Below are 13008 nucleotides of genomic sequence, written 5' to 3'. Positions count from 1 at the left end.
CCCAACGCGCAGGCCCCCTCCAGGATTATCTATCCGAAGGGGGCCGCCGGTGGTCGGCTTCGGGCGAGCGGGTTCGAGGTCGTTATCCGCCGGTGACCCGGCTGTCGACCAACTCGGCGGTGATCGCGTCGAGCCGCCGGGCACGCTCGGGATCGAAGTCCTTGCCCGCCAAGGTGAGTCGCGTGCGGCGCCGGAAAGCGGTGATCGGTTCGGTCGGTGGATGGTCGATCAGTTCGGCGATGGGGACGATGGCCTTGCGCACCGGTTGGCCGGCGAGTAGGAGCCACGTCTTGGTGAGGATGCGGTGCGCCGTCGGCAGCGGGTCGGCCATGGCGGTACGCACCATGAGCGGGTTGTACAGGACATATCGCGTGCGGGCTCCCGGATGACGTTGCGCGAATGCCACCCCGAGCAGGTCGATGCAGCGCGAGGACTGCATGGCCGCGCGCATGCCGCGAAAACCGGTTCGTAGCTGCAGATCGTCCCATTCGATGGTGCCCGGCAGCCCGCCCGGACCCGCGATATTCATGATGACCGGGGCTTCGGCGCGTTCCAGTGCGTCGAAGAGTCCGTGTCCGATGACATAGCGGCTCAGGTAGGTCAGGGCGAAGGTGTATTCGAAGCCATCGGCGGTCTCCTGACGTTCGGACCGGAAGTTCTGCGCGCCGAAGACGACACCATCGACGGTATCGGTGACCGCGGCGGCTTCCGCGATGACCTTGTGCATGCCCGCGAGCGTGCTCAGGTCGGCCTGGATGAAGCTGGCCTGGTCGGCGGCGCCGAGGGCGGCGGCCTCGCGCAGGAATCGGGCGCCCTTCACAGCGCCGCTGGCCACCGCGAGCACACGGTCGCCGCGGCTGAGGAAGTGCAGGCCGAGCCCCTTGCCCATGCCGTCGGTACCGCCGGTTATCACGTAGGTGCGCATCGAATCGCTTCTCCTCGAATCACTTTCGGTTGAGTCATCGGCCGATGACATCGAGGCTAAGAGGACTGCGAGACGCAAGTCAACAATTGGTGACTTATGCTGACTAGATGACCGAAACCGCAGCGCCGGGCCGTCGGCGCGACCGTGCCGCCACCCGATCCGCACTCTTGGATGCCGCCCGAATGCGGTTCGCCACGACCGGATTCGACCGCACCGGAGTCCGCGATATCGCCGGTGATGTGGGCGTCGATCCTGCACTGGTGTTCCGGTACTTCGGTTCCAAAGAAAAGCTCTATGCCGAGGCGATGCATATCGAGATTCCGAAAGGCGTTGCGGCCGACCAGCATCGACCCGTTGTCTCGATCGCGGATGCCCTTCTGCGTGATGTCGTGTTCGATGACTGGCCCGAATTCGGCGGTGAACATCCACTGGTCGCGGGGCTGCGATCGGCCGGTCATGACGTCGTGCGCGACCAGTTGCGCGCGCAACTCTGCGATGGTTATCTGCGCGAGATGGCCACGCGCCTGGGCGGTGCGGACGGTGACTTGCGTGCGGAACTGATCGGTGCGCTGCTGCTCGGGCTGGGGGTCATGCGCACGGTGGTCAACGCGCCGGCGGTATCCGAAGCGTCATTCGAGCAGACCAGGGTGCTGGTGGCCGGTATGGTGCGAGCGCTCAGCGGGGAACGTCCGCGGTGACGGAACGCGGGGTGGGGAAGGTGAGTGGTGCGAGGTGGACGCCGCCCTGGGCCCAGCCCGCGCTGGTGATCCACCAGCGGTCGTCGTCCCGCACGAGTTCGGCGGCGTGGGCAGCGATATGGCCGACCTTGTCGCCGATGCGGAACCGGAAGGGGTTGTCGCTGCGGAATACATCGGTGCCGACGTAGCGCGGGCGCGGACCGATGAACAGGTACCACCAGCCGCCGTGGCGCGCCACGAACGGTGATTCGGTATTGCCCGCTTCGGTGCCGACGGTGGGGTCGGTGTATGCGATATGGCGGTCGCCCCAGTGCAGGAGATCGCCGCTGGTGCGATAGGCGACGACGTGGTGTCCACCGCTCGGCGTACTGGTAGCGCAGTAGTACATGACCCATTTCTCGCCGATGCGCACGACCATCGGATCCCTGGCGTCGTAGCCGTCACCGAACAACGGTCCGGCTCGGCTGCGGGTCCAGCCGAACAGGTCGGTCGAGGTGGCGAGGTTGATGGTGGCGGCGGTGCGGTCGGGGCCGCCGCCCGCGTAGAACATGTAGTAGCGACCATCGACGCCGATGACATGCGGTGCCCAGAGATGGGTTTCGCCGTAATCCGGATCGACGGTCAGGGCTGGAGCTCGCTTGGTCCACGGTCCCTGGAGTTGGTGTGCGGTGGCGTGCGCGAATTCCGTTTCGTGGAACGGGTCTGCCGGTTCGGGATGGGTGATGCCGAACAGATGCCAGCGGCCGACTTCATCGCGGACGACGGTGTGGTCGTTGATGTACCAGGGGTGTGTTTCCTCGTCGCCGGGGTCGTAGATCCTCGTGAACGCGCCTGCTCTCACTACCTCGCGCGTCGTCATAAGGCTCATCATGACGTGCGCTGACCTCGTTGAGGTCAGGTCTGAGACATTGAGATGTCGCGGGTCAGGGGATTGGCGGCTGCTTCCGGGTGTTTTACGGGGGATTCGGATGATGGTGTCGTCGGTGCTCCGAGTTGGCTCGGGAGCCGTGGACGCGGGTTTTGTGGCCGCGGCGGTAATCGGTTCGGCAGCGGTGGTCTGGGGCGTCGTGGCCCGCAGGCGCTGCGGACTCGGATGTCGTTGTCTGCTCGTGCGCTGTGGTCTGAAGCGCTGGCGGCTCGGCCGCCCTGGACGTGGGTGTCGTTGTCGGCTTGGCAGCTCTGGTCCGGGTCGGCGACTCGGGTGATGTGGGCTCGGCCGTCGTTGGCTGGGGAGCCGTCGACTCGTGTGTTGTGGGCGTGGGTGTCGTCGCCTCGGGCGTTGTGGACGGGTTGTCGTCGCGTCCGGTGTTGTTGGGTCGGGCGCCGTTCGTACGGTGCTGCCGACTGAGTCGGCGCTGGTCAGGGCTTTTTTAGCTCGGCCGTTGTTGGTTCGGGAGTGGTCGACTCGGACGTTGTCGCCTCGTGCGTTGTGGACGGGGTTGTCGTCGCGTCCGGGGCTGTCGGCTCAGGTGCTGTTGGCTCGGTAACTGCTGTGTGGGGGTTCGCTGGTCCAGGTGCCGTCGGCTCGGGTGTTGCGGTCCGGGGCGACTCGAGCTGGTCCGCAGTCGGGCCAGGAGTAGTGGTCTGAGCTGCTGGGGACTGGGGAGCCGACGGCTGCGGAGCCAATGGTTGGGGCGTTGGCGGCTGAGACGCCGGTGATTGGGGTGCGGTCGGCTGCGACGTTTCCGTCGCGGGTGTTGTCGCCTGGGCCGCGGCAGCCCGCTGCTGGTTACGGCGCAGCACTGCCTGGCTGAAACTCGTACTGCTGAAATGCGTTCCGTAGACCCCGAGCGCGACCACTCCGGCCGCGATCACCGCGACGCCCGCGCTCCAGTCGATATGCCAGAAGGCCGCGACGACGCCGACGAGGGAGCTGAGCAGGGCGATGGCTTTGGCTGCCTCGTCGGTCATGCTCGGGCTGGGCGCTTGTTCGCCCGACTGCCATTCGTCGAGCATCAGCAGCACCGCGAGCAGTGGCAGCGAGATCGCGAAGGCGATCATGGAGATCCGACCGGATGTGCCCAGCGGCGAGGCCGTGAGGAAGCCCTGGAGGATGACGACGCCGATGGCGATCAGCCCGCCGTACATCAAGCTGTTCTGCTTGGCGTATTTCTTCTTCTCGGCGGGGGTGGCCAGCTTCGTGTAGTCGACATCGTCGTGCACGCTGGTGACCCTACTGGACTTTCGGCGGTAATTCCGGGTGAACAGTCGCCACCGCGGGGACTAGTCGACGAGCATCGCGCGCAGCTGCGCGAGTTCCGCACGGGATAGTCCGTTGGTGCGCAGCCATTCTGCCGCTCCGTCATGGGTAGTGTGCAATTCGTCGAGGAACCGGATGATCACATCCGGATCGACCGCGAGGATGCCGGTGCGGACCGGTGGCAGCCCGTGATACGACGGCAGCGCGTCCAGGCGTTCGCGGATGCGTTCCAAGCGTTCGCCGGTGAGCGCGTAATCGGCGGCGATGGCCTCCGCGGGGACACCCACCGCGTCCAGCACCATGGCCGCGAGGATGCCGGTGCGGTCTTTGCCAGCGGCGCAATGGAAGACGACCGAGTGCCGCGAGGCATCGCCGATCAGGCGGGCCGCCGTCACAATGGCTTCGCTACTGCCGGTGAGGAGTTCGCGATATAACGCGACAAGGTCGTACTGTCTGCCGTCGGGAACCAGATCGGCGGGGGTCGCGACGACGTCGGTCGACTTGCGCACCGGGAGATTGACCATGCGCACCGTCGCGCTGCCGGTCAGTAGGCCATAACCCTCGCGTAGTACCTCATCGGGGTTGCGCAGGTCGATCAGCGTGCGCACGCCGACCGGGCCGGTCAGCATGGCCAGATCGTCCTCGGTGAGATGCTGGGGGGTGCTGGAGCGGTAGACGACGCCGAATCGGGTTGTGCCGCCGCCGATCACGGGAAGTCCGCCGAGGTCGCGGACATTGTCGATCTCGGCGAACTCGACCCATCGCCGCTGGGCGCTATCGGTGAACATCGCGCTAGTGGGCCCTGCCCGCGGCGGCCTCGTCGGTGCGGCTCAGGCCGCACAGACCGATGAGGTCCTCGTGCAATTCGAACCACACGGTGTGATAGCTGTCGATGATCGGCCGAGCCACCCAGCTGTGGTCGCCGCCGTTCATCCGCTCGACGGCGCGGGCCAGGCGGTCGGTGTAGGGAGCCAGGCGCGGCGCGATGGCGCTGATGCGTTCGACAAGGGGTGTGACGCCGTGGTGCAGTGCGGTCAAGCGCGCCAAAACAGCTGCGTCATAGGTGTTGTCGGAATGATCGTTCACCGTGCTCGCGTCCTTCATTTGCCAGGCCGTGATGATTGCCTTCAGCTCGGCATTGAACTCGCAGAATTCATCGTAGGCCGCGGCGAGGTCGCTACGGTCGAGATCGGCGCGCTCGTGTTCGAGGAGTTGGGCGAGTTGTTCGCGGCCCTGCGGGGTCAGGCGAACGCCGACAGGTGTGCGGGCGCACAGCCCGCGTGTCACGAAATCGGCAGTGCGCGAGCCGGCTTCGGTCTCGGAGATTGTGAGGCTTGCGGCGATGGTGTCCGGCTCAACTCGCCCCTTGATGCCGATCAGGCGCAGGACAGCGAGTTCGGAGACCTTGTTGCCGTTGGTATCTTGGGTCATCGGCAAACGAGCCGAATCGGAATCCGTTGCCGCTGAACGATCGTCGTTCCGTTTCGACAGGAACACGGGCAGCTGGGCCGAATCGACCTGTGCCCATTGTGCGAGTCGCTCGATATCCTCGATTACCGAGGCTTCCACTGCCTTGCCGCCCACTTGGCCCGGCCACACGGTGCCCGCCCCACCATCGACGGTGACGATGCGACCGACCAGTGCCTCGACAACCCCAGCCCCGCAGCCGACTACGCACGGACGGCCCAGCTCCCGGCTGACCAGCGCGGCATGCGAGGTGGCACCGCCGAGTTCGGTGACGATGGCCTGCGCCGCGATCATCCCGTGCAGATCGTCCGGGCTGGTGGTCGGACGTGCCAGGATCACGTGCTCGCCTGCGGCCGAACGGGTTTCGGCTTCGTCGGGATCGGTGACGACGATGCCGGAGGCGAGTCCGGGACATGCGGATTCACCCTGGGCCAGCGGGCTCAGTCCGGTGTCATCGCCCGATGCGGGCCGCAGGACGGTGCGCACCTGGTCGGCATCGACCCGGCGCAGTGCCTCATCCGCATCGATGAGTCCCTCATCGGCCATGGCGACGGCGGCGCGAACCGCCGCGCGCGCAGAGCGTTTCGCCGGTCGCGACTGCAATAGCCACAGGCGGCCGGATTCGACGGTGAACTCGATATCCTGGATATCGCGACCGTCGCGCTCGAGCAGTTCGGCGGCGGCGAGCAATTGGCGGTGCACCTGCGGCAGCGTCACCGCGAGTTCGTCGAGTGGACGCGGGGTGGTGCGTCCGGAGACGACATCCTCACCCTGTCCGCCGACCAACCATTCGCCGAAGACCGCACGCGCACCGGTATTCGGATTCCGGCTGAACAGCACGCCGGTCCCCGAGAGCGCGTCGAGGTTTCCGAAGACCATGGCCTGCACCGTGACCGCCGTACCGAGCGCATCGGAAACACCCCGGGTACGCCGATAGGTCTTGGCCCGCGCGGAATCCCACGAACGGAATACCGCGGTGACCGCGCCACGCAACTGCTCCCAGGGATCCTCCGGCACCACGCCATTCGGGTCACCGAGCACGATCTCCCGATACTGGGTGACGAACCGCCGCCGAGTATCACTGGCGTATCCCGGATTTCGCGTCTCGGCGGTCAATGCTCGCTCGACCGAGTCGTTCATGCCCAGATTCAGCACGGTATCCATCATCCCCGGCATACTCACCGCGGCCCCGGACCGCACCGACACCAGCAACGGATGCTCGGCGGCCCCGAACCGCCGCCCCGTTCCGCGCTCCAATGCGGCGATACCGTCTCGCACTCCGGCCCAGAGCTGCGCGCCGAGCATCCCACCGTTGGCCCCGAATTCCGCCCAGGCCTCGGTTGTCAGCACGAATGCGGGCGGGACCGGCAACCCCAACCCTCGCATGTGATCAACGCTCCACGCTTTGCCCCCGATCCGCTCCCGCGAAAGTCCGCACGCCCCATCGAGTGCCACCACGACCGAACCATCGGCGCCGGCCCTGCCGAAGGCGCCCTCCGGTCGCCGCACCGGCTCCACTCCGATCGTCATAACACTCCTTCGGTCATCGACAGCCACCGCGCAACCAAGCGCATGACAAGGGCAGATCACCGGGCCGCTGGCACAGCCCGAACGCCCTGGCAAATGGCGCAACCCCGCAGTGCGCACACCGCGGGAAGCTCGATTTCAGCCTGCCGCCCAGCCCCGGCTCGGTGTACTGGCCGTCTCGGTCAGCAGGATGTAGCTAGGGCACGACGACAACTTTTCCGGTGGCTTGGTTGTTTTGCATGTGGTGGTGTGCCGCGACGATGTCGTCCAGGCCGAAGACGCGGTCGATGTTTGGCCGATAGACGCCCGCCTCGACCTGGCCGATGACGCGTCGCAACACGGTCGTGCCCGCGCGCCCCTTGAAGTTGTCGCTGTGGAAAGCCGTGAGCTTGGTGCCAGAGGGGATCATCGCTATCGGTTCGAAGTTCTGGATCAGCCAGCCGCTGAGAGAGCCTGATACACACACTGTCCCGCCGCGACGGACCAGGCGCAACGAGTCCACCGCCGTGCTTGTCCCGACAAGATCCAGGACATAGTCCGGGCCCTCGGGCCAAACCGCGTGCACGCTCGCCCTCAGCGATTCACCGGTGTCGAGGAGTACGTGGTCGACGCCGGCCGTGGTCAATGCGTCGCTCTTGCCTTGTCGCCGAGTCGTGGCCGCGGTCTCGACGCCGTAGCCGGATGCGATCGACGCGGCGGCCATCCCTACCGACGAGGTCCCGCCGCGGATCAGCAGCTGTCCCGTGCTACCCGGCACTATGCCCAACGCGTCCAGCGAGCCCTGTGCGGTCAAGTAGGTTTCGGGTAGCGCGGCCAACACATCCCACGGCAACGTGCTCGTGACCGGCATGAGCAGCGAGTTCGGCAACAACGCGTACTCCGCGTAGCCGCCGTCGAACTCCCGGCCCATCTCACCCATCACCGCGGCAACCTGCGTCCCCTCCGGCAGTAGGGGATCGGTCGAGGCTGCCACGATTCCCACACATTCGATCCCGAGCACACGCGGGAACCGCACGTTCGGGGAATGCCCTTGACGGGTCCGCAGCTCCGATCGGTTCAAGCCCGCGCCCTTGACCTGCACCAGGCTCCAGCCATCCCGAACCGCTGGCACCGGTAGCTCACGAATCTCCAGTACTTCCGGGCCACCGGCTCGGACACAGACCGCCGCTCGCATTTTCCGACGGCGTGAGTTCGTGGTGCTGGCTGAGTGAAGATCATCGCGCATGCCTTCACTCTGGCCAGTAGGCCGTATGGCTGGCTACCGGTAGAATGCCAACATATGCCCGTAGGCCGCCAAATTCCCTCGCCCGGTCGGACGTCGCGTCTGTGGCCCTCTGGAGGAGTTCATCTCTGGTCGTCGGGGGGAACGAGCACGGTGCATTCCCATCCACGTGGACACCTGGTGTACGCCGCGCGCGGCGTTCTGTCAGTGCACACCGAACGTGGCACATCGATCGTTCCGGCCAATCGAATCGCATGGACCCCCGCCGGGTTCACGCACTACCACCGCGCGCACAGCGATACCGATATGCGGATCCTGTTCCTCCCGGCGTCCCTGGCCCGGCTCGCGCCAGAGCAACCTGCCGTTTTCATGGTCTCCGATCTCGCCCGCGAAATCCTGCTGACCCTCACGGGCCCACGCGAATTCGATCGCGCCGCACTTGCTCGGCTTCGCCGAGTACTCGTCGACGAACTCCGCGAAGCACACGAGCAGCCACTGCAACTGCCCGAACCACGCGACGATCGGTTGCGCGCCATTGCGCAAATGCTGTACCAGCGGCCCGCGGACAACAGCTCACTCGCCGAACTCGGACAGCAGATCGGAGCCAGCGCACGCACTCTCAGCCGACTGTTCCACAACGAACTCGGCATGACCTTCTATCAATGGCGCACACAACTACGCATCTATCACGCACTTGTCCTGCTTGCCGACGGTCACGATACGACCCACGTCGCGTACGCCTGCGGATGGGCGAACCCCAGCAGCTTCATCGCCGCCTTCACCAACATCATCGGCACCACCCCGGGCCGCTACCGAACCAGTCGCACTGCCCCTTGATCTGAGCGGCACGTCCTTTGGGGCGCAGCACAATCTTGATTTGGTCAGTCTATCTGACTATAGTAGTCAGTGACACTGACTAAATTGTATCGGAGGCCGATATGGACCGGGATGCGCAGTGGCGGGTCATCGAGCAGCAACGACGTGCCGTCGCCGACGTGCTCGACGACCTCGCGCCGAATGAGTGGGAGCTGCCGTCGCTGTGTGCGGGCTGGCGGGTTCGGGATGTGGCCGCGCATATCGCGTTGGCACCGCAGCCGCCCGGCCCGGTCGGTATGGTTCGCGAAGGGCTGCGGGCGCGGGGGCGGTTCCATCGGCTGAATCACGATGTGTCCGTCCGCTACGCTGAGGCGGGGCATGATCTTGTAGCCGAAATCCGAGCGCATGCCGCATCGCGAAAGTTGCCGGCGGTCACCAATTATCGCAATATCCTCTACGGCATCATGGTGCACGGGCAGGACATCGCGATCCCGACGTGCAGGCAGGTCGACCTCCCGATCGAAGCCGCGGTGACGGCGGCCACTCGGGTGTGGACGATGGGGTGGCCGTTCTGGGCGAAGCACCGGCTCGAGGGATTCCGGCTCGTCGCGACCGACGCCGACTGGGCGGTCGGCGCCGGTGACGAGGTACGTGGCCGCATCGCCGACCTGCTGTTGCTGACGACGGGTCGCTCGGTTGTCATGCCGCGCTTGTCCGGTGCCGGTGTCGGCAAGCTCTGGATGCGGTTGTCGTATCGAAATCTGGTCCGCGGGGGCATGGTCACGTCGAGGGGCCGCGGCCGGGTGTCATGCGACGCTGCGCCGCAGATAGTCGGCGGTGATGGAGCGCTGATCGTCGAGTAGCGCCGAAGGTGTTCCGGTGAAGACGATTTCGCCGCCGTGCTTGCCGCCGTCCGGTCCGAGATCGATCACCCAGTCGGCCCGTTTGACGACCTCGAGATCGTGTTCGATGACGATGACCGTATTGCCCGCGTCGACCAGCCGGTCCAGCAGGGCGATCAGGGCCTCGACATCGGCCATGTGCAGTCCGGTGGTCGGCTCGTCGAGTACGTAGATGCCGCCGCTGCGATGCAGGTGGTCGGCGAGTTTGATGCGTTGACGTTCACCGCCGGAGAGTGAACTCAGCGAGCGACCGAGCGTCAGATAGCCGAGACCGACCTCGTTCAGCGCCCGCAGCGGAGTGCGAATCTTGCTGCCCGCATTGCCATTCCAGAAGTCGATGGCCTGCTCCGCGGTCATATCCAACACGTCGGCAATGGATGCACCGCGCACGGTATAGCCCAGCACTTCGCGACGATAGCGGCGTCCGTGACAGCTCTGGCACACCGTGGTGATCGGGTCCATATAGGCGAGATCGGTGAAAATGACGCCCGCACCACCACATTCGGCGCATGCGCCCGCGGAATTGAAGCTGAACAGTCCCGGCTTGACGCCGTGCTCCTTTGCGAACACCTGCCGCATCGGGTCCATGATGCCGGTGTAAGTGGCGGGGCTCGAGCGTCGGGAGGCGGCGATGGCGGACTGGTCCACCGCGATCGCTTGCGGGTAAGCATGCGCGAATGCACCAGATACCAACGTGCTCTTGCCCGAACCCGCCACACCCGTGACCGTGGTGAGCACGCCGACGGGGAACCGTGCGGTGAGATTCTTCAGGTTGTACGAATCCGCGCCGGTGACCGTGAGCCAGCCGGTCGGAGTGCGGCTCACGCTTTTGACTTGTTGCACCCGCCGTAGCCGCTCACCGGTCGAGGTGCCCGACGTGCGCAACTTTTCGACGGTGCCCTGGAAGATGACCTGACCACCGTGTCCGCCCGCGCCGGGCCCCATATCCACGATGTGGTCCGCGACGGCGATGACATCGGGGGAATGTTCGACCACCAGCACTGTATTTCCCTTGTCGCGCAACTGGATCAGCAACTTGTTCAAACGGCTGATATCGCGCGGATGCATGCCGACGCTGGGTTCGTCGAAAATATAGGTCATGCTGGTGAGGCTGGAGCCGAGATGCCGAACGACCTTGAGACGCTGTGCTTCTCCGCCGGAAAGCGTGGATGTCTCGCGATCCAGCGAGAGATAGCCGAGCCCCACCTCCTCGATCCGGCGCAACCGGGCAATGGCCGCATCGGCGATCAAGGCGGCGGCGGTCTCATCGAGCTCGCCGAGCACTTCGATGAGATCGGACACCTCCATGCGGCCGAAGTCGGCGATGCCGAATCCATTGATCCGGCTCGCCAGCGCGGCGGAATTCAACCGTGCGCCACCGCATTCCGGACAGGTCTGCGCGTGTACCACTTCCATCGCCGCCGCGCGGATCTTGTCGCTCAGCGCACCGAGGTCGCGTTTGATGTAGAGCCGGTCGAAGCGCTCCAACAGTCCCTCATAGGCATTGCTGCCCATCGAACCGGTCTTGTTCGGGCGCGGCACCCGGAATCCCTTGCCGCGCAGGAACAACTGCCAGTCATCCGGGGCGAAGTCACGTAACGGCTTGTCCGGATCGAAGAGTCCGGACTCGGCGTAGATCTGCCACTGAAATGTCCCCACCGCGAACGGCGGAAAGTTGATGGCACCCTCGTTGAGTGATTTGGCGGTGTCGAGCAACTTGTCCAGATCCGGCCGCACTACTCGGCCCAGCCCGCCGCACTCCGGACACATGCCCAACGGGTCGTTGAACGAATAGCGGGTCGCTTCACCGGCACTCGGCTCGCTGTACCGCGAGAACAGCACCCGAATTATGGAGTGGATATCGGTCATGGTGCCGACGGTGGAGCGGGAATTTCCGCCGATGGGCTTCTGGTCGACCACCACCGCGGGGGCCAGATTGTCGATCACATCGGCCTCGGGCCGCTCGTATTTGGGCAGTCGATTGCGGATGAACCAGGTGAAGGTCTCATTGAGCTGACGCTGCGATTCGACGGCCACGGTGCCGAAGACCACCGACGATTTGCCCGATCCGGATACGCCGGTGAAGACGACGATCTTGCCTTTGGGGATGGCCACGGAGATATTGCGCAGGTTGTTGGCGCGGGCCCCGATGATCTGGATGGTGTCTCGGTCTGCGTTCACAATCGCCACGGTAGGTGCCAATGAGGTCAGGTTTGGTCCTCATTGCGGCGGATACTTCGAGGCTGTGACCGAAACCGCCGCCCGCCTGCTGCAACTGCTCGCCCTGTTGCAGACCCGCCGCGAATGGACCGGCCCCGAGCTGGCCGAACGCCTCGGCGTGACGGTCCGGACGGTGCGCCGCGATATCGAGCGGCTGCGGGAACTGGAATATCCGGTGTATGCCAGCCTCGGTTCGATCGGCGGCTACCGCCTGGAGGCCGGGACCGCACTGCCGCCGTTGCTGCTCGACGACGAAGAGGCCGTCGCGATCACGCTCGGACTGCGCAATGCGGCGCTGGGCGCGGTCGAGGGTATCGACGAGTCATCGGCGCGGGCGCTGGTCAAGCTGCAACAGGTGCTGCCCGCCCGACTGCGCCGCCGAGTCGAGGCGGTACGGTCGGCAACGGTGTCGCTAGCAGGCCCCGCCGCTGGACCGATGGTCGACCCGGAAACCCTTGTCGTCCTGGCCGCCGCCTGCCGTGACCGCGAACGCACCCGCTTCCGCTACCGCGATAAAGGCGACACCGAGACTCGCCGACTGACCGAACCGCACAGCCTTGTCTCCGCGGGCCGCCGCTGGTATCTGGTCGCTTGGGATATCGACCGCACCGACTGGCGCACCTTTCGCGTAGACCGCATCGATTCTCCGCGACCGATCGGAACACATAGTGCCCCAAGGCAATTGCCCACCGAAGACGCTGCTGCGTTCGTCACCCGGTCGCTGGCCCGATCCCGCCCGCTGCGCCGAGTCGTGTTCCTCGTCCACGCCCCGGCCCCGCAGCTGATCGAAACCTTTCGGGTCCGCCCCGAGGAAATCGAGCCCATCGACGAGAAATCCTGCCTGCTCCGCACCACCGCCGATTCACTGGAATGGACCGCCGTGCGCATCGCCCACCTGGGCCTGGAATTCGAGGTCAGAGAACCGCCGGAGATGGCGGAAATGCTGGCCGATCTCGGCGCGAAACTACTGCGCGCCGCCGGAGCGGATTCATCTGAATGCGGAAAATGATGCCGAATGCGATCAGCGACAT

General features: G+C 65.6%; 11 protein-coding genes. 4 read left to right on the top strand and 7 right to left on the bottom strand.

The genetic code is table 11. The features are described from left to right. Positions 1 to 82: 82 nt before the first annotated feature. A complete protein-coding gene (locus tag AB0J47_RS10895) occupies positions 83 to 925 on the bottom strand; it encodes an SDR family NAD(P)-dependent oxidoreductase (RefSeq protein ID WP_364343440.1) in 843 nt (280 codons plus the stop codon). A 107-nt stretch (positions 926 to 1032) separates the two neighbouring features. Here AB0J47_RS10895 and AB0J47_RS10890 point away from each other — a divergent pair, with 107 nt between their 5' ends. Then, positions 1033 to 1623, top strand: a complete 591-nt coding sequence (locus AB0J47_RS10890) for a TetR family transcriptional regulator (RefSeq protein ID WP_364343437.1) — start codon at positions 1033 to 1035, stop codon at positions 1621 to 1623. Here the strand turns inward: AB0J47_RS10890 and AB0J47_RS10885 are convergent. The 5 genes from AB0J47_RS10885 to AB0J47_RS10865 form a co-directional block, all read right to left on the bottom strand. After that, positions 1601 to 2482 (bottom strand): glycosyl hydrolase family 32, encoded by an 882-nt coding sequence (locus tag AB0J47_RS10885; protein ID WP_364343434.1) that lies wholly within the window; start codon positions 2480 to 2482, stop codon positions 1601 to 1603. The genes AB0J47_RS10890 and AB0J47_RS10885 overlap by 23 nt on opposite strands. Positions 2483 to 2982: 500 nt before the next feature. Continuing rightward, a complete protein-coding gene (locus tag AB0J47_RS10880; protein ID WP_364343431.1) occupies positions 2983 to 3786 on the bottom strand; it encodes a hypothetical protein in 804 nt (267 codons plus the stop codon). A gap of 60 nt (positions 3787 to 3846) precedes the next feature. After that, positions 3847 to 4611 (bottom strand): tyrosine-protein phosphatase, encoded by a 765-nt coding sequence (locus AB0J47_RS10875; protein ID WP_364343428.1) that lies wholly within the window; start codon positions 4609 to 4611, stop codon positions 3847 to 3849. 4 nt (positions 4612 to 4615) lie between these two features. Then, positions 4616 to 6820, bottom strand: coding sequence for a pyruvate, phosphate dikinase (locus AB0J47_RS10870; protein WP_364343425.1), 2205 nt, complete (start codon positions 6818 to 6820; stop codon positions 4616 to 4618). Between the two features lie 193 nt (positions 6821 to 7013). After that, the gene (locus AB0J47_RS10865) at positions 7014 to 7991 is read right to left on the bottom strand and encodes a zinc-binding dehydrogenase (protein WP_364343422.1); all 978 of its coding nucleotides are present in this window, start codon (positions 7989 to 7991) and stop codon (positions 7014 to 7016) included. A 201-nt stretch (positions 7992 to 8192) separates the two neighbouring features. On the opposite strand from AB0J47_RS10865, the gene AB0J47_RS10860 reads away from it, so the two are divergent. Together AB0J47_RS10860 and AB0J47_RS10855 are read left to right on the top strand one after the other, a co-directional pair. Beyond that, complete coding sequence (locus tag AB0J47_RS10860; RefSeq protein WP_364343419.1) at positions 8193 to 8876, top strand: helix-turn-helix transcriptional regulator; 684 nt, start codon at positions 8193 to 8195, stop codon at positions 8874 to 8876. A 101-nt stretch (positions 8877 to 8977) separates the two neighbouring features. After that, positions 8978 to 9718 carry a maleylpyruvate isomerase family mycothiol-dependent enzyme gene (locus tag AB0J47_RS10855; protein ID WP_364343416.1) on the top strand — a complete coding sequence of 247 codons (741 nt, stop codon included), beginning with the start codon at positions 8978 to 8980 and terminating at the stop codon, positions 9716 to 9718. Here the strand turns inward: AB0J47_RS10855 and AB0J47_RS10850 are convergent. Beyond that, complete coding sequence (locus AB0J47_RS10850; RefSeq protein WP_364343413.1) at positions 9662 to 11938, bottom strand: excinuclease ABC subunit UvrA; 2277 nt, start codon at positions 11936 to 11938, stop codon at positions 9662 to 9664. The two genes, AB0J47_RS10855 and AB0J47_RS10850, sit on opposite strands and share 57 nt — an antisense overlap. Positions 11939 to 12002: 64 nt before the next feature. Between AB0J47_RS10850 and AB0J47_RS10845 the strand changes: the two genes are divergently transcribed. After that, complete coding sequence (locus AB0J47_RS10845) at positions 12003 to 12986, top strand: YafY family protein (RefSeq protein ID WP_364343410.1); 984 nt, start codon at positions 12003 to 12005, stop codon at positions 12984 to 12986. Positions 12987 to 13008: the final 22 nt, after the last annotated feature.

This window comes from Nocardia sp. NPDC049737, from assembly GCF_040674755.1.
In the GTDB taxonomy this organism is placed as follows: Bacteria; Actinomycetota; Actinomycetes; order Mycobacteriales; family Mycobacteriaceae; genus Nocardia.
The sequence above is the reverse complement of the archived record's forward strand: the minus strand, read 5'-3'. Positions and strand labels throughout refer to the sequence as shown.

Excerpts from the sequence above, each read along its gene's own strand:
- AB0J47_RS10895 (WP_364343440.1), bottom strand. The coding sequence starts at position 925 with ATGCGCACCTACGTGATAACCGGCGGTACCGACGGCATGGGCAAGGGG.
- AB0J47_RS10890 (WP_364343437.1), top strand. The coding sequence starts at position 1,033 with ATGACCGAAACCGCAGCGCCGGGCCGTCGGCGCGACCGTGCCGCCACC.
- AB0J47_RS10885 (WP_364343434.1), bottom strand. The coding sequence starts at position 2,482 with ATGACGACGCGCGAGGTAGTGAGAGCAGGCGCGTTCACGAGGATCTAC.
- AB0J47_RS10875 (WP_364343428.1), bottom strand. The coding sequence starts at position 4,611 with ATGTTCACCGATAGCGCCCAGCGGCGATGGGTCGAGTTCGCCGAGATC.
- AB0J47_RS10870 (WP_364343425.1), bottom strand. The coding sequence starts at position 6,820 with ATGACGATCGGAGTGGAGCCGGTGCGGCGACCGGAGGGCGCCTTCGGC.
- AB0J47_RS10865 (WP_364343422.1), bottom strand. The coding sequence starts at position 7,991 with ATGCGAGCGGCGGTCTGTGTCCGAGCCGGTGGCCCGGAAGTACTGGAG.
- AB0J47_RS10855 (WP_364343416.1), top strand. The coding sequence starts at position 8,978 with ATGGACCGGGATGCGCAGTGGCGGGTCATCGAGCAGCAACGACGTGCC.